Annotated in this window: 14 protein-coding genes and 1 tRNA gene; 11 read left to right on the forward strand and 4 right to left on the reverse strand. The window is 60.0% G+C overall.

Translation table 11 applies throughout. The features are described 5' to 3' along the window. Positions 1-12: 12 nt before the first annotated feature. Positions 13-1,536, reverse strand: a complete 1,524-nt coding sequence (locus QLG10_RS26280; RefSeq protein WP_282488284.1) for an apoptosis inducing factor family protein — start codon at positions 1,534-1,536, stop codon at positions 13-15. A gap of 140 nt (positions 1,537-1,676) precedes the next feature. Between QLG10_RS26280 and QLG10_RS26285 the strand changes: the two genes are divergently transcribed. The 5 genes from QLG10_RS26285 to QLG10_RS26305 all read left to right on the forward strand — a co-directional run bounded on the left by QLG10_RS26285 (position 1,677) and on the right by QLG10_RS26305 (position 5,546). Next, the gene (locus QLG10_RS26285; protein ID WP_083349979.1) at positions 1,677-2,237 is read left to right on the forward strand and encodes a YbhB/YbcL family Raf kinase inhibitor-like protein; all 561 of its coding nucleotides are present in this window, start codon (positions 1,677-1,679) and stop codon (positions 2,235-2,237) included. Positions 2,238-2,324: 87 nt separating this feature from the next. Further along, a complete protein-coding gene (locus QLG10_RS26290) occupies positions 2,325-4,034 on the forward strand; it encodes a VWA domain-containing protein (RefSeq protein ID WP_282488285.1) in 1,710 nt (569 codons plus the stop codon). Next, the gene (locus QLG10_RS26295) at positions 4,034-4,645 is read left to right on the forward strand and encodes an RNA polymerase sigma factor (protein WP_020795853.1); all 612 of its coding nucleotides are present in this window, start codon (positions 4,034-4,036) and stop codon (positions 4,643-4,645) included. Before QLG10_RS26290 ends, QLG10_RS26295 begins: the two co-directional genes overlap by 1 nt. Further along, on the forward strand, positions 4,642-5,259 hold the full coding sequence (locus tag QLG10_RS26300; protein ID WP_282488286.1) for a hypothetical protein: 618 nt from the start codon (positions 4,642-4,644) through the stop codon (positions 5,257-5,259). The genes QLG10_RS26295 and QLG10_RS26300 overlap by 4 nt, the downstream gene beginning before the upstream one ends. A gap of 20 nt (positions 5,260-5,279) precedes the next feature. Continuing rightward, entirely contained in the window at positions 5,280-5,546 is a 267-nt protein-coding gene (locus QLG10_RS26305; protein WP_177411648.1) for a hypothetical protein, read from the forward strand. Between the two features lie 78 nt (positions 5,547-5,624). On the opposite strand, the gene QLG10_RS26310 is transcribed toward QLG10_RS26305, so the two are convergent. Then, positions 5,625-5,701 (reverse strand) — tRNA-Arg (locus QLG10_RS26310). Positions 5,702-6,048: 347 nt separating this feature from the next. Between QLG10_RS26310 and gabD the strand changes: the two genes are divergently transcribed. From gabD to QLG10_RS26325, 3 genes are all read left to right on the forward strand, one after another. Then, positions 6,049-7,491: an NADP-dependent succinate-semialdehyde dehydrogenase gene (gabD, locus tag QLG10_RS26315; RefSeq protein ID WP_110751801.1), complete on the forward strand. Its 1,443-nt coding sequence runs from the start codon at positions 6,049-6,051 to the stop codon at positions 7,489-7,491. A 185-nt stretch (positions 7,492-7,676) separates the two neighbouring features. Beyond that, a complete protein-coding gene (gene gabT / locus QLG10_RS26320) occupies positions 7,677-8,954 on the forward strand; it encodes a 4-aminobutyrate--2-oxoglutarate transaminase (RefSeq protein ID WP_110751802.1) in 1,278 nt (425 codons plus the stop codon). Between the two features lie 135 nt (positions 8,955-9,089). Next, positions 9,090-10,304, forward strand: a complete 1,215-nt coding sequence (locus tag QLG10_RS26325; protein ID WP_282488287.1) for an HDOD domain-containing protein — start codon at positions 9,090-9,092, stop codon at positions 10,302-10,304. A 116-nt stretch (positions 10,305-10,420) separates the two neighbouring features. On the opposite strand, the gene QLG10_RS26330 is transcribed toward QLG10_RS26325, so the two are convergent. Beyond that, positions 10,421-11,407, reverse strand: a complete 987-nt coding sequence (locus QLG10_RS26330; RefSeq protein ID WP_248678859.1) for a sensor domain-containing diguanylate cyclase — start codon at positions 11,405-11,407, stop codon at positions 10,421-10,423. A 148-nt stretch (positions 11,408-11,555) separates the two neighbouring features. Then, on the reverse strand, positions 11,556-12,740 hold the full coding sequence (desA, locus tag QLG10_RS26335; RefSeq protein ID WP_020795836.1) for a delta-9 fatty acid desaturase DesA: 1,185 nt from the start codon (positions 12,738-12,740) through the stop codon (positions 11,556-11,558). 147 nt (positions 12,741-12,887) lie between these two features. Between desA and dibA the strand changes: the two genes are divergently transcribed. The 3 genes from dibA (at position 12,888) to QLG10_RS26350 (ending at position 16,398) form a co-directional block, all read left to right on the forward strand. Then, complete coding sequence (gene dibA / locus QLG10_RS26340) at positions 12,888-14,813, forward strand: phosphodiesterase DibA (protein WP_282488288.1); 1,926 nt, start codon at positions 12,888-12,890, stop codon at positions 14,811-14,813. A gap of 235 nt (positions 14,814-15,048) precedes the next feature. Beyond that, a complete protein-coding gene (gene oscA, locus QLG10_RS26345) occupies positions 15,049-15,231 on the forward strand; it encodes a sulfur starvation response protein OscA (protein WP_007975618.1) in 183 nt (60 codons plus the stop codon). 153 nt (positions 15,232-15,384) lie between these two features. Continuing rightward, the gene (locus QLG10_RS26350; protein ID WP_110751810.1) at positions 15,385-16,398 is read left to right on the forward strand and encodes a sulfate ABC transporter substrate-binding protein; all 1,014 of its coding nucleotides are present in this window, start codon (positions 15,385-15,387) and stop codon (positions 16,396-16,398) included. Positions 16,399-16,428 lie beyond the last annotated feature (30 nt).

Genomic DNA, 16,428 nt, shown 5'->3' on the forward strand with positions numbered 1-16,428 from the left:
ACAAAGTCCCTTTCAACCTCGAATCAACCGCCAAGCCTCATCCACGGATAACGGCTGCTTCATTCGTTCAGCAAGCATCGCCATCGTGCGCTCTTCATCGCAGGCCACGGCCGCCGTCACCACGCCATTTTTACCAAACAGACCAATAAACGGCGGGTTGCCAGGATCACCCTTGAACTCGACTTCGTCCCAGGCTTGCGCGCAACCAAGGTAGTCGTAGTTTTTGCCAAAGTGCCAAGTCCAGAAATACGGCACGTCGAGGTAATGTTCATCGCCACCGAGCATGTTCGCCGCCGCGATCCGTGCCTGTTGTTGCGCCAGGCGCCAATGTTCGATGCGCTGGGGCTGGCCGTTAAGTGTGAACGTCGCGATATCGCCAGCCGCCCAGAGCCCATCGGCTACGCGCATCCCGCCGTCGACCAGCAGCGACTGGTCCTTTTCCTTCGGCAGATCGGTAAAAGGCGCAGTGGCGGGGGTGACGCCAATCCCGACCAGCACCAGGTCCGCCGGCAGACGCTGGCCATTATCCAGTTGCACCGCTTCGACTCGCGTGGCTCCTTCGATCTGCGCTGCCTGCCCCTCGGTTCGGTACACCACGCCGTTGGCCTGATGCAGCGCCAGAATCGCCTTGCCAACGCTGTCACCGAACTGTTTGGCGAAAGGCACCGGATGGCGGGCCAGCACCGTGACCTCCAGGCCGTATTGGCACAGGGAGGAAGCGGATTCCATGGCGATGAAACTGTCGCCGATGATCACCGCCCGCTGACTGGCCTTGGCGCTGTGCAGAATCCGTTGCGCATCCGCCCTGGAGCGCAAGACGAACACTTGCGGCAGGTCCGCGCCGGGCAATTGCGGTCGAACGGGGATCCCGCCTGTCGCCAGCAAGGCGGCGTCGTACTTCAGCGATTGGCCGTTGACCAGTTGCAGCGTCTTGTTGGCGGCATCCAGGCTCGCCACTTCAGCGTTCATTCGCTCGATTCTTTGCTCGCGGTAGAAGTCTTCGTCGCGCAGGGGCGGGATTTCTTCCAGTGGCGTCTGGCCGGCAATCACGAATTTGCTCAGTACCGTGCGGTCGTACCCGGCGTTGGCTTCGCGGTCGATCAGTAGCACCCGACCGCCAAAGCCTTTTTCGCGCAGGGCCGAAGCCGCCGCCGTGCCCGCGGCCCCCGCACCGACTATTACAAAAGTGCGCTCGTCATCGGCCGGTGGCGTGTGAGCGTCTTGCAGTGGCTGATCGTCGACCCAGATTTCGTCCCCGCGCACTTCAAGCGGGTAGCGCTTGAGGCTGTCCAGGGCCGGTGGTTCACACAATCCGCCGTCCTCGATCCGAAACTGTCCCTTGTGCCATGGACACGTCAGCCGCCCATGGCAGATCGCACCTTCGACCAGCGGCGCCCCGGCATGCGGGCATTCGCCTTGATAGGCGCGCACTTGATCGCCGACTTTGAGCAGAAGGATCTTGCTGTCCTGGACGCTGACTTCCAGGCCACGGTCTTCAGGTATATCGGCGAGACGGGCAACGCGATGCAGGGTCATGATCGCTCTCCAGACAGGCGTTTAAATTAAGAGTCTGGCGCTTAACTCGAGGTTCATCCAATTGCCACTGCCACCGCGCGAACGGTCCAGCTATAGTTTGCTCGCCGACCTCGGCCCCACCCGCACCAGGTACTCCCGGTATGACCCGATTGACCTCTCTGACCCCTTGGCTAGCGGCTGTCACAGTCGCCCTTTGCGTGCAATTTCCGGCGCAGGCCCAGGAGCGTTTTACCCTGAACATCCCAGGCGTCTCGGATGATCGACTGTTCACCTCGGCTGCCGCCAGCGACGCCCCGGGTTGCGGCGGACACAACGTTTCGCCAGCGCTGAACTGGAACGCCGGCCCTGCAGGCACGCTCAGCTACGCCATCGTCATGCACGACCCGGATGGCCAGAAAGGCCAGGGCATCGATCATTGGGTGCATTACGGCATCAAGGCCGGCACTCACCAGATCCCGGCGGGCGTCGGTGCAAAATCCACGCTCGAGGGTGTCGGCGGCACCAATAGCAAAGGCACTACGGGGTACGTCGGTCCTTGCCCACCGGTTGGCGACAGCGCACATCACTACATCATCCAGCTCTTTGCCCTGGACCTGGCCCCGGATGCCCTGCCAGCCGGCCTGACGCGCACCCAGTTGCTGGAAAAAATCAAAGGTCATGTGCTGAAAAACAGCAGCGTGGTGCGGCGCTACCACCGCTGAAGATTTTTTTGCGCGGGTTAACCCGAACCGTCCGGGCTGTCCGTCTCACGGGATGAATGGATCAATTTCCTCCTGAGGTCAGCCCCCATGTCTCTCCCTCTGCATGTTCTACGTCCGGTCGCCCAGGGTTTTACCGCCGGGCTGTTGCTGGCGATTGCCGGTTGCGGTGTTTCTTCGAAACCTGAGTCCGCAGCGGTACCGCCACCGGCTCAGGCGGAGCTGAAAACCGAAGCGGTGCAGCATGAAACTGTCATGGCTGATGCAGCGGTGGCCAAACGCAGCGTAGGCGCGGCGCCCATGACCCGTTTCGCGCCGATGCCGGGCGCAGAAACTTATCCACAGGGCTATCGCGATGAACAGCGAGAGCAATACCAGGCCTTGGCAGACAACCCGATCCACAGTGTCGCCGAAACACCGGTATCGACCTTCAGTGCCGACGTCGACACCGGCGCTTACGCCAACGTTCGCCGCTTGCTCAATCAGGGACGACTGCCACCGCAAGGGGCGGTGCGGCTGGAAGAGATGGTCAATTACTTTCCTTACGATTACGCCTTGCCCACCGATGGCTCGCCCTTCGGCGTGACCACGGAACTGGCAGCCTCACCTTGGAATCCGCATACGCGTTTGTTGCGCATCGGGATCAAGGCCTCGGACCGCACGGTCTCGGACCTGGCCCCGGCGAACCTGGTGTTCCTGGTGGACGTGTCCGGCTCGATGGATCGCCGCGAGGGCCTGCCGCTGGTCAAAAGCACCCTGAAATTGCTGGTCGATCAACTACGCGACCAGGATCGGGTGTCGTTGGTGGTCTACGCCGGGGAATCGCGCGTGGTGCTGGAGCCCACTTCCGGACGGGAAAAAACCAGGATCCGCACAGCTATCGACCAATTGACCGCAGGGGGTTCCACTGCCGGAGCCTCGGGTATCGAGCTGGCTTATCAACAGGCGCAACAGGCATTTATCCCCAAGGGCATCAACCGCGTTCTACTGGCTACTGACGGCGACTTCAACGTCGGCGTCAGCGACTTCGACAGCCTCAAGCAAATGGCTGTGGATAAACGCAAGACAGGCGTATCCCTGACCACCCTGGGTTTCGGTGTGGATAACTACAATGAACACCTGATGGAACAACTGGCCGATGCTGGCGACGGCAATTACGCCTACATCGACAACCTGCGTGAAGCGCGCAAGGTGCTGGTGGATCAACTCGGCTCGACCCTTGCCGTCGTGGCAAAAAACGTCAAGCTGCAAGTGGAGTTCAACCCCGCGCAAGTCAGCGAATATCGCCTGCTGGGTTATGAAAACCGTGGGTTGAAACGTGAGGATTTCAGCAATGACAAGGTCGATGCCGGTGAAATCGGTGCAGGACACACGGTGACGGCGTTGTACGAAATTGTCCCCACGGGCGAGAAGGGCTGGTTGGAGCCGCTGCGCTACGCTCAAACGGCCACCGCTGTTTCGGAAAAGAATGGCGAATTGGCGATGCTGCGTGTGCGTTATCAGTTACCGGAAGGTGGGAACAGTCGCTTGATCGAACGCCCGATCGTTAACGGCCCGGCCGGCAAGGCCAGCGATGACCTGCGTTTTGCGGCGGCGGTGGCGGCGTTTTCCCAACAGCTCAAGGACGGACGCTACACCGGCGAGTTCAGCCTCAAGGACACCGAAGCGCTGGCCCGTGGCGCCCGGGGCGATGACCGCTTCGGCCTGCGCAGTGAGTTCGTACAATTAGTGGAACTGGCGCAGAGCTTGCGCACCAACACGGCGTCCAATCCAACTGCCACTGAACGACGGATTGAATAGTGAGCCGATTGAAGGGGTTCATCAGCCAGTTGTTTGCACCCGCAAGCAGCCTGGATGCCAGCAGTGACGAAGCGCTGCTGGCCCGTTATCGCGAGGGCGATGGAGCGGCGTTCGAGATTCTGTACGCGCGCCATCGCCAGGGCTTGTACCGGTTTCTGCTGGGGTTGAGCGGCAGGGCTGAACTCGCCGAGGAGGTCTATCAGGAAACCTGGTTGAGCCTGATCCGCAGCGGCAGCCAGCCACAAGGTCGGGCGACTTTTCGTACCTGGCTCTACCAGATTGCCCGCAACCGCTTGATCGATCACTGGCGCAAGCACGGCGTCCATCAACCGCTGCACGACAGCTACGACGAGCAGGCCCATGCGCTGGCCGATGAGACGGCTGATCCTGAGCAGTTGCTGAGCCTGAGCCGCGACAGCCAGCGCCTTGACGCCGCCCTGCAAGCCTTGCCCGCCGACCAGCGCGAAGTGTTCCTGCTGCGCGCCTACAGCGATCTCGATTTGCCACAGATCGCCACCCTCACCGAAACGCCGCTGGAAACCGTCAAGAGCCGCTTGCGTTACGCCCAGCAAAAACTGCGTCGGCTGCTGGCCGAGGAGGTACTGACATGACTGACGCCAAGCACACCACGGAACACCAAACGCTCGACCATTACCGCGAGCAGGCCACCGGCGAACCGCCGGCGCATCTCGACGCCTTGATCCTGGCCGCCGCACGCAACGCCGTGCCCACGCCGAAGCCAGGGCTGTGGCAACGCTGGATTCGCGCCTGCCAGCAACCCCGCTGGCAAGTGGCATTCGCCAGCCTCGTCGGCATCGCGCTGATGCTCTCGCTGGTGCAGCGCACGCCTGAGCAAGTGCCTGGTTATGAATTCGCGCCTGTGACACCGGTCGCCAAACAGGAAGCCGAAGCAGCACCGCCAGCGCTGGCCCGCTCCCTGAAGGCCCCGGTTGGCGCGCTCTCCGCACCTGCACCCGCCGCACCCATGGCGGAATCGAAGGCACCGGCGCAAGCAGAATCCTTCAGTGCCGACATGGCGGACGAAGCCAAAGTCAGCAAGCGCACCGCGGCTCCGGTTAAATCCTTGGATGAACAATTGCGCGAAGTGCTTCGCTTGCAAAAAGCCGGGCACAAGCAAGCCGCCGATAAACTTCTGGCCGACCTGCACGAACGCTTTCCCGACGAAAACCTCAGCGCCCGACTTAAGGATCTGCAGAAAAACTGACCGGCAAAACGCTCGTCGATTTGGCATCAAGGCCCGAAAGCGCGCACTATCGGGCGATAGTCGATGCGTTGGAGGATGCCGTGACAAAAAAAATCGACCGCATCGCCCAAATGCTCAACTGCCCGGAAAAGGGCGAGGAATTACGGCGAGCAATTACCGAGAGTCGTAAGGATTTTCTGCTGAACCAGCAGGAAGAGGGTGATGCTGAGGAAGAAGACGTTCTTGAAGAAGAATTCGAGGACGATGAGGATGATGAATACGACGAGTTTGACTGGACGACAGAATGAAAAAACTGCTTAGGCGGTTTTTTTGACCCACAAAAAAGCCCCAGACCCGACGGCCTGAGGCTTTCTCGTTTCTACGTATGGTGCACCAGGCGGGATTCGAACCCACGACCCCTGCCTTCGGAGGGCAGTACTCTATCCAGCTGAGCTACTGGTGCAGCGGGCGCCATGATACTCATATGCAATGCGGGCGTCCATGCTGCTGAATCGCATGCGTTTTTTCAAAGCGTAACCTGCGATTGCTACGTTGATCAGAAAATAGCAGCAAATGCGGCGTTTTCGTTCTTTTTTTCGAACAGGCTATTGTCCTTTACCCCCTTTGATCCTAGGATTCGTTTGAGATTTCAAACGCTCTTGTCTGGGTGCTGAACCGCACGATCTGAATCAGTGCGCTATTTATGTGCTTCAGCCCGGTGAATGATTTCCCTGACGGCAGCCTACTGAGGCGCCTTTCTACAATCATAATTTGCTCCGCGCGTGCGCGGTGCTGTTAAGGAAAGCCGACATGCAGCTTAAAGACACCCAGTTGTTCCGCCAGCAAGCCTTCATCGATGGCGCTTGGGTAGACGCGGACAATGGTCAGACGATCAAGGTCAACAACCCGGCAACGGGCGAAATTCTGGGCACCGTGCCGAAAATGGGCGCTGCCGAAACCCGCCGTGCCATTGAAGCCGCTGACAAAGCGCTGCCGGCCTGGCGTGCACTGACCGCCAAAGAACGTGCGAACAAACTGCGTCGCTGGTTCGAGCTGATCATCGAGAACCAGGACGACCTGGCTCGCCTGATGACCCTGGAACAGGGCAAGCCACTGGCCGAAGCCAAGGGTGAAATCGTTTATGCCGCTTCCTTCATCGAGTGGTTCGCCGAAGAGGCCAAGCGCATCTACGGTGACGTGATTCCGGGCCACCAGCCAGACAAGCGCCTGATCGTGATCAAGCAGCCAATCGGCGTGACCGCGGCCATTACCCCGTGGAACTTCCCGGCCGCCATGATCACCCGTAAAGCCGGCCCGGCCTTGGCCGCCGGTTGCACCATGGTGCTCAAGCCTGCTTCGCAAACTCCGTTCTCCGCCTTCGCCCTGGCTGAATTGGCCCAGCGTGCCGGTATCCCTAACGGTGTGTTCAGCGTTGTTTCCGGCAGCGCCGGCGACATCGGCAGCGAGCTGACCAGCAACCCGATCGTGCGCAAACTGTCCTTCACCGGTTCGACCGAAATCGGTCGTCAACTGATGTCGGAATGCGCCAAGGACATCAAGAAAGTGTCCCTGGAACTGGGCGGCAACGCGCCGTTCATCGTGTTCGACGACGCGGACCTGGATAAGGCCGTCGAAGGCGCAATCATCTCCAAATACCGCAACAACGGCCAGACCTGCGTCTGTGCCAACCGCCTGTACATCCAGGACGGTGTCTACGATGCGTTCGCCGAGAAACTGAAAGTGGCCGTTGCCAAGCTGAAGATCGGCAACGGTCTGGAAGATGGCACCACCACCGGTCCGCTGATCGACGAAAAAGCCGTGGCCAAGGTGCAAGAGCACATCGCCGACGCACTGAGCAAAGGCGCGACCGTACTGGCCGGTGGAAAGCCGATGGAAGGCAACTTCTTCGAGCCGACCATCCTGACCAACGTTCCGAACAACGCTGCAGTGGCCAAGGAAGAGACCTTCGGTCCATTGGCGCCGCTGTTCCGCTTCAAAGACGAAGCCGACGTGATCGCGATGTCCAACGACACCGAGTTCGGCCTGGCCTCGTACTTCTATGCTCGCGACCTGGGTCGTGTGTTCCGTGTGGCTGAAGCCCTGGAGTACGGCATGGTCGGCGTCAACACCGGTCTGATCTCTAACGAAGTCGCGCCGTTCGGCGGCATCAAGGCTTCCGGCCTGGGCCGTGAAGGCTCCAAGTACGGCATCGAAGATTACCTGGAAATCAAATACCTCTGCCTGGGCATCTAATCCCGGGAACAGGCATCGCTTCAAACGCAAAGGGCACGAGAGCGCTGCCCCTTTGCGTGCAACAAACGGAATTTTCTCGGTGGCCGGGAACGCTGTGGCAGTCGATCATCGCATGCTGCTGCCGTTGTTCCCCGTCGCTTAATCCTTGAACCACGCCGACCGATGAGCGGCGAATGAGGAATGTAATGAGCAAGACTAACGCTGATTTGATGGCCCGCCGTACCAATGCAGTTCCACGTGGTGTTGGCCAGATTCACCCGATTTTCGCCGAGTCCGCGAAGAACGCGACCGTGACCGACGTTGAAGGTCGCGAGTTCATCGACTTCGCTGGGGGTATCGCTGTACTGAACACCGGCCACGTGCACCCGAAAATCATCGCCGCCGTGACCGAGCAACTGAACAAGCTGACCCACACCTGCTTCCAGGTACTGGCCTACGAGCCGTACGTAGAAGTGTGCGAAAAAATCAACGCCAAGGTGCCAGGTGATTTCGCCAAGAAAACCCTGCTGGTGACCACCGGTTCCGAAGCCGTCGAAAACTCCATCAAGATCGCCCGTGCCGCTACCGGCCGTGCCGGCGTGATCGCGTTCACCGGTGCTTACCACGGTCGCACCATGATGACCCTGGGCCTGACCGGTAAAGTCGTGCCTTACTCGGCCGGCATGGGCCTGATGCCAGGCGGCATCTTCCGCGCGCTGTACCCGAACGAACTGCACGGCGTGAGCATCGACGATTCGATCGCCAGCATCGAGCGCATCTTCAAGAACGACGCCGAGCCGCGTGACATCGCTGCCATCATCATCGAGCCGGTTCAGGGCGAAGGTGGTTTCTACGTCGCTCCTAAAGAGTTCATGAAGCGTCTGCGTGCCTTGTGCGACCAGCACGGCATCCTGCTGATCGCTGACGAAGTACAAACCGGCGCAGGTCGTACCGGTACTTTCTTCGCCATGGAACAGATGGGCGTTGCTGCCGACCTGACCACCTTCGCCAAATCAATCGCTGGCGGCTTCCCGTTGGCCGGTGTGTGCGGCAAGGCCGAATACATGGACGCCATCGCACCAGGCGGCCTGGGCGGCACCTACGCCGGTAGCCCGATCGCTTGCGCCGCGGCCCTGGCCGTGATGGAAGTCTTCGAAGAAGAGCACCTGCTGGACCGCTGCAAGGCTGTTGGCGAGCGTCTGGTGACTGGCCTGAAGGCTATCCAGGCCAAGTATCCGGTGATCGGCGAAGTTCGTGCCCTGGGCGCAATGATCGCGGTCGAGCTGTTCGAAGATGGCGACAGCCACAAGCCGAACCCCACCGCCGTGGCAGCTGTTGTGGCCAAGGCTCGCGACAAGGGTCTGATCCTGCTGTCCTGCGGCACCTACGGCAACGTTCTGCGCGTCCTGGTACCGCTGACTTCGCCGGACGAGCAACTGGACAAAGGCCTGGCGATCATCGAAGAGTGCTTCTCCGAGCTCTGATCTGCGAGTGTGACCTGCTTCACAAAAAACCCGCTTCGGCGGGTTTTTTCATGTCCTCTAAACCGCAACCGCGTATTAGCGCTGTAACCGATGACCGGCTTTGGCTAAGGTTCACGCATTGCCAGGGAGAGCTGTATGACAGTTGTCATTTTACCCGCGATTCCGAGAGTATTGATCGCCGAGGCCGACCCATGGGCCCGCGATCTGCTCAAGGAAGTATTGTTGAACGTTCGCTGCGATGCGCGGCTGGATTTATGTGCCGATGGCCAGCAGGCGTTGGAGTTGCTGGCGTCAAACCCGTACGACCTGGTCATCGCCGACTGGGAGTTGCCAGGCGTCGATGGCCTGAATGTGTTGCGTAGCGTGCGCCAACGCAAGCGCAATCCACCGTTGCCCTTCATTCTCATGAGCAGCCGTAACGACAGTGCGAGCGTACGTGAGGCCTTGCCGCTGGCTCCCGCCGCCTACCTGACCAAGCCCCTGAACATGGCAAGCCTGACCCAGCGCCTGCAGGCTTTGCTGCTGAACGCCGGGGAAGAGATTTCGTGCGAGGTGCCAGCGCTGGCGCCGGGCATGACGCTGTCCGTGTTTCTTGAGCGCCGTCGCGAACTGGCGGAAGGCGCGCCGCTGATGACTGACGTGCAAGTGGCGGTCAAGCGCAGCCTCAATCCTTATGGTCTGGATTTGGCGGTGCTGGAAGGTGAGATCCGCACCGATCCACAGGTCACCGCTGTGCTGATTGCCGCCGCCAATAGCGCCGCCCAGCACCATGGCACCGCCGTGCAGACGCTGTCCCAGGCATTGCACCGACTGGGCACCGGACAGAGCATGAACCTTATCCTGGGCCTGACACTCAAGCGCAGTGCGCGGCTCAGCGATCCGCAACTGGCGGACTATGCCGAGCGCTACTGGGATTTGTCGCTACACACGGCCGAGTACGCGCGAACGCTGGCGCGCTTGCTGGATCTGGATCAGGCCCGTTGTTACTGCGCCGGCATGCTGCATCGCCTGGGCGACCTGGCGTTGCTGCGTTGTCTGCAGGAATGGAAACAGGCCGGTGGCGAGCTGGACGAGCAGGAGCAAGTGGGCGAGGCGTTGGCCGAGTTTGGTGCCGCCTACGGTTCGGCGTTGCGCACCCGCTGGCGTTTGCCGCTGGAGCTACGGCAGCTGATTGCGGCGGCTTACCAGCTCGGTGGCGGGGTTTATTCCCGTGAGGCGCTGGTAATGAATATGGCGGCGCAACTGGCGCGCCTGAACGAGCATGAGGGCGTTGAAGCGTTGGCCAATAGCCGAGCGGCGCGATTACTGAAGATCGGCTTGCCGGAGTTGGTGCGGATCCGCAAGAAATAAGGCTGTCGCAGATCCCTGTAGGCACTGGCTTGCCAGCGATGGCGGTGTATCTGACCCACCGAGTCGTCTGGATTCGCCAGCAAGCCCGCTCCTACAGGAGTTATGTGTTGGACGGGTCAGGCCGTGATGATCCGGTTCTTGCCTTGGCGCTTGGCCTCGTACATCGCCGCATCCGCGCGGGCAAACAGGCTTTCCACGCTTTCATCCTCGGCAGTCAGGCTGGTCAGCCCTTGGCTGACGGTGATGCCAAATGTCTGGCCTTCGTGGTTGAAGGTCAAACCCTGAATCTCCCGTTGCACGCGCTCGGCTACTTGCAGGGCCATCTCCGGCGTGCAGCCGGGGAAGGCGGCGGCAAATTCCTCGCCACCAATGCGCCCGAACAGGTCACCGCGACGCAATGCGGCTCGGCCACAGTCGGCGATACGTTGCAACACGTTATCGCCTTCCTGGTGGCCGTAGGTGTCGTTGATCGCCTTGAAATCATCGATATCCAGCATGAGAAACGATAACGGCGTGCCCTGTTGTCGCGCCTGTTCGAATTCGTGCTCAGCGCCTTCGAAGAAATGCCGGCGGTTGCTGCTGCTGGTCAGGGCGTCGGTGGTCGCCAGCCGTTGCAGTTCGGACTCCAGTTGCTTCTTGTCGGTGATGTCTTCGGCGATGCCGACAATGATCACCGGCTGCCCAGGCTCGGCCTGCCGGTTGATGAAGCACTTGTCGCTGAGCCAGCGCAGCTGGCCGTCAGCGGTGATGATTCGGTACTCGCGGTCTTCAACGGCACCCTTGACCAGCACGTCCGCCAGGCTGCGCTCGGCGTACTCCAGGTCGTCAGGGTAAATGCTGTCGCGCCATTGGTTGTAATCGGCCAGCAACAGGTCGGCGCTGCGGCCGAAAAGCCGTTCATAGGCGGGGCTCACATACAGCACCTGGCGGGTTTCCCAATTGAATGCCCACAGCACCGCGTTCACGCTCACCAGCAAGGTGCTCAGCAACTGTTCACGTTCGCTCAGGCGCGCCACCTCGCCTTGGGCGTGCATCAGCGCCATAAGGGTTTGCGCGGCCTCGGGCCATTGCACAAAGGATGAGTCTTGTTGGTTATTGACCATCGTCACAAATCTCAAGGGGCGTGCACCGCTCAAGGTTCTAGGCGACCGCAGCGAAGCCCGCCTGGATGGCGAAGTGTCTTTGAGATAAGGGATTTGCAGCGAAGTTCCGAAGGGTGCGCCCCGGCATTGGGCGCACCGATCAACGGTGTCAGGCAGCGCTTGGGCGCAGGGAATAGGTTTTCAACTGATCGGCGAAGTCACGCAGCGATTGAATCCCGCTGGCTTCGGCTTCGTGTACCCAGTCCTTGATGGCAGCCAGCATGTCGTGACCATTTGAGCTGGTCTTGACCCAGATCTGCTGCAAGGCCAGGCGTTTCTCGTAGATTACCTTCAGCGCCTGGCTGTGTTCGAGCATGTTCTGGATGCGTACGTGGTGCTTGTCGTCGAGCAAGCTGGTTTCCCGCGAGAGCAGACGCTTGGCGCGGTGGAACTGGTGGCGGACCGAGTGATCGACCTTTTCCAGCTCTTGCTTGACCAGCGGCCCGATCACCAGCTTGCGGTACTGGGCCATGATCTGGAAGCGGTTGTTGAGGATCGCCATGGCGGTGTCCATGTCCAGGTTGCCCTTGCCTTCGACGCGGTGGGCAATGGGCGCGACCCGCTGGACCTTGGCCAGGCGCAGGAAGCTGAACACTTGAATCCAGGCCCAGCCAAGATCGAACTCCCACTTCTTCACCGACAGTTTTGCCGAGTTAGGGTAGGTGTGATGGTTGTTATGCAGCTCTTCACCACCGATCAAAATGCCCCAAGGCACCAGGTTGGTCGCCGCATCGCGGCACTCGAAGTTGCGGTAGCCGACGGCATGGCCCAGGCCATTGACCACGCCAGCGGCCCATACCGGGATCCACATCATCTGGATGGCCCAGATGGTGATGCCGATGGTGCCGAACAGCAGCAGGTCGATAACCGCCATGATCGCCACGCCCAACAGTGGGAATCGGGTGTAGACGTTACGTTCGATCCAGTCATCGGGGCAGTTCTTGCCGTAGATGCGCAAGGTCTCGGGGTTTTCCGCTTCGGCGCGGTACAGTTCGGCGCCTTTGCGCAAAACCGTGGACAAGCCCTTGATCACCGGACTGTGCGGGTCGTCGACGGTTTCGCATTTGGCGTGATGCTTGCGATGGATAGCGGTCCACTCGCGGGTGTTCTGCGCCGTGGTCAACCACAGCCAGAAACGGAAGAAATGTTTCAGGCCTGCATTCAACTCAAGCGAGCGATGGGCCGAGTAGCGGTGCAGATAGACCGTGACGCCGATGATTGTGACATGGGTCATCAGCAGGGTGACTGCCACCAGTGACCAGGGCGACAAGCCGAGAAAACCTTCGTACCACATAGGCTATAGGGCCCTCGAAAAAGAAAAAAACAGCCGATGCATTATCACTAAGCGGACAGATAAAACCAGTCGCCCTTTCAGATATGAGTGGCAGGATGTGTCTTTAATCTATAATCCCGACTTTTTCGTGGGGACATGGACAGCCTTATGTCTGCCAGCTATCGCGATGCCGTGCGCGCAGCACTGCTTTACCTGCTGATTTCGCTGATCTGGATGCAGCTCAGTGGCTATTTATTGAGCAGCTTATTCGATAATTCGGCCGAGCGCCTTCGATGGCAACTGATCAACGGTCACGTTTGGGTGGTGTTGAGCGCAGGCGTGATCTTCCTCGCCCGGTCGCGGCTGATGCGTTGCCTGGGCGGCGGCGCGACATGGCAGGGACGAAGCGAAGACCGCGAGCGCCTGCGCCAGGCGGCCGCCGTGTTCGATTGCACCCGAGAAGGCGTGTTGGTCACCGATCATCAAGGGCTGATCGTGCATGTGAACCGCGCCTTTATGGCTATCACCGGCTATCAGCGTGAAGAAGTGCTGGGGCGCCAGCCCAGTCTGTTCAAGTCGGGGCATCATCCCCCCGCGTTCTATCAGGCGATGTTCGCCACGCTCAACAGCGTCGGCGAATGGAGCGGGGAAATCTGGAACCGCCGCAAAAGCGGCGAAATCTACCCGCAATGGCAGACCATCCGCCTCATTCACGATGACCAGGGGCGCTGCAGTCATTTCGTGGCGGTGTTTTCCGATATCAGCGCGATCAAGGACTCTGAAGATGAGTTGAGGCGCCTGGCTCATCACGATCCGCTCACTGGCCTGCCCAATCGCCTGCTGTTCACCGACCGCGCCACGCAAGCCCTGGCATCGGCGCAAATCCACAAGCGTGGCTGTGCATTGCTGATGATCGACCTGGATCACTTCGTGATGATCAACGACAGCCTCGGGCACACGATGGGTGACCAATTGCTCAAGGCGGTGGCCAAACGTTTGAGTGCCATGTTCGACCCTGGAATCACCCTGGCGCGCCTGGGTGGCGATGAGTTTGCCGTGCTGGCCGAAAGCTGCCCGCAACTGATGCAGGCCGCAGCGCTGGCCCAGCGGATCATCGAAGGCCTCAAGGAGCCTTTCGACATTCACGGGCATCGGCTGTTCATCAACGCCAGCATCGGTATCAGCCTGTTCCCCAGCGACGCCCTGAGTGCCGAACAGTTGTTGCGCAATGCCGACTCGGCGCTGTTCAAGGCCAAGAGTGGCGGGCGCGATGGCTATGCCCTGTACACCGAAGAGTTGACCGCCCATGCCCAGCAGCGGGTCGAGACGGCCTCCGAGCTGCGCAGGGCCCTTGAGCAAAATGAGCTGCGTGTGTATTACCAGCCTGTTCACGATCTCAAGACCTGTCGCCTGATCGGCGTCGAGGCACTGGTGCGCTGGGAGCATCCACAACGCGGCCTGGTGTCGCCTGCGCAATTCATTCCGATTGCCGAGCGAACCGGCCTGATCGCCCAGATCGACGCCTGGGTGATGCGCCAGGCTTGTGAGCAGATGTGCCAGTGGCTGCGGGCGGGCGTGGCGTTGTCGTTTGTTGCGGTGAATGTTTCATCGCGTCTGTTCGCCGGCCGTGAGTTGTACCAACAGGTTGCGCAGGTTCTGCGCGAAACCGGCCTGGACCCGGCCTGCCTGGAGTTGGAAGTCACCGAGAGTGCGGTGATGGAAGATCCGGAAGTTGCGCTTGAGCAAATGCACCGCCTACGGGAATTGGGTGTGCAACTGGCCATCGATGATTTCGGCACCGGATATTCGTCGCTGCTGCGACTCAAGCGCCTGCCGGTGCAGAAGCTAAAGATCGATCAGGGCTTTGTCGCCGGTTTGCCGTGCGATGAAGATGACGCGGCCATTGTGCGGGTCATCATCGCCCTGGCGCAGAGCATGGGCATGCAGGTGCAAGCCGAAGGCATTGAGCAGGTCGAGCAGGCGGCGTTCCTGTTGGAACACGGCGGTCATCTGGGGCAGGGGTACTGGTTTGGGCGGCCAGTGCCGGCGATGCAGCTGGATTGGGCTCGAACCCCTGTCATTTCCCCGCGCTGATCGTTCCCACTGTTCGCGTGGAAATGCCGCTTGGACGCGCTGCGTCCCTGATCGCAAGGTGGCGCAGAGCGCCACTGGATGCATTCCCACGCGGAGTGTGGAGCGATAATTCTTCTGGTTATATAAACATTCTTAAATAGTCTTTTTAAGAATATCCGCGCCTCTCTACTATTGGTCTCACGCCGTAAGCAGTGCCGCCACTGCCAGGCAACCTCTCAGTCGAAGGAGCAGCACCATGAGCGCATCTCTACGTAGCGTTGACGGCCAGGACGAAGCAACCATCCTGCGCGAAATCCAGAGCGCCCTGCGCGACCTGCGGTTTGGTGCGGTGGAAATCACCGTGCACAACGCCCAGGTGGTCCAGATCGAACGCAAGGAGAAATTCCGTTTGCAGCAACCGGGCAATAAACCGGGCTGAAGCGAAAGATCAAAAGATCGCAGCCTGCGGCAGCTCCTACAGAGGCACGCAATTCCCTGTAGGAGCTGCCGAAGGCTGCGATCTTTGAGCAGGCAACCCGATTCCAGATCATAAGAAAAGCCAACACATTTAAAAATTCCAGGAGCTTTCACCATGTCGTCGATTCGCCATTTCGCCTTGGCCGCCCTGGCCAGCGCCCTGTTTGCCGGTTCCGCCGTTGCCAAGGATTACGAACTGCTTAACGTGTCGTACGACCCGACCCGTGAGCTGTACCAGGATTACAACGCAGAATTCGTCAATTTCTGGAAGAAAAGTAATCCCGGTGACAGCGTGAAAATCCAGCAGTCTCACGGTGGCTCGGGCAAGCAGGGCCGGGCGGTGATCGACGGCCTGCGCGCTGATGTGGTGACCTTGGCCCTGGCCGGCGATATCGACGAAATCGCCAAGCTCGGCAAGACCCTGCCGGTCGACTGGCAGAAGCGTCTTCCGGAAGCCAGCACGCCGTACACCTCGACCATCGTGTTCCTGGTGCGCAAGGGCAACCCTAAAGGCATCAAGGACTGGGGCGACCTGGTCAAGAACGACGTTTCGGTGATCACCCCGAACCCGAAAACCTCTGGTGGAGCACGCTGGAACTTCCTCGCCGCCTGGGCCTATGGCCTGAAAGCCAACGGCGGTGACGAAGCCAAGGCCAAGGAATACGTGCAAACCCTGTTCAAGCACGTACCTGTACTGGATACCGGTGCTCGTGGCTCGACCATTACCTTCGTCAACAACGGTCAGGGTGACGTGTTGCTGGCTTGGGAAAACGAAGCGTTCCTGGCGCTGAAAGAAGAGGGTGGCGCCGACAAGTTCGAGATCGTCGTGCCTTCGTTGTCAATCCTTGCCGAGCCTCCAGTGGCCGTGGTCGACAAGAACGCCGAGAAAAAGGGCAACGAGCAGATCGCCGAAGCCTACCTCAAGCATCTGTACAGCCCTGCCGGCCAGGAAATTGCCGCGAAAAACTTCTATCGTCCACGTGACAAGGATGTGGCTGCCAAATACGCCCAGCAGTTCCCGAAACTGGACCTGGTGACCATCGACAAAGACTTCGGCGGCTGGAAAACCGCGCAGCCTAAATTCTTCAACGACGGCGGCGTATTCGACCAGATTTACCAGGCGCAGTAATCTTAAATAGCCATCAAGGAGCCTCGAATC

The organism is Pseudomonas sp. V98_8 (genome assembly GCF_029967975.1).
In the GTDB taxonomy this organism is placed as follows: Bacteria; Pseudomonadota; Gammaproteobacteria; order Pseudomonadales; family Pseudomonadaceae; genus Aquipseudomonas; species Aquipseudomonas umsongensis.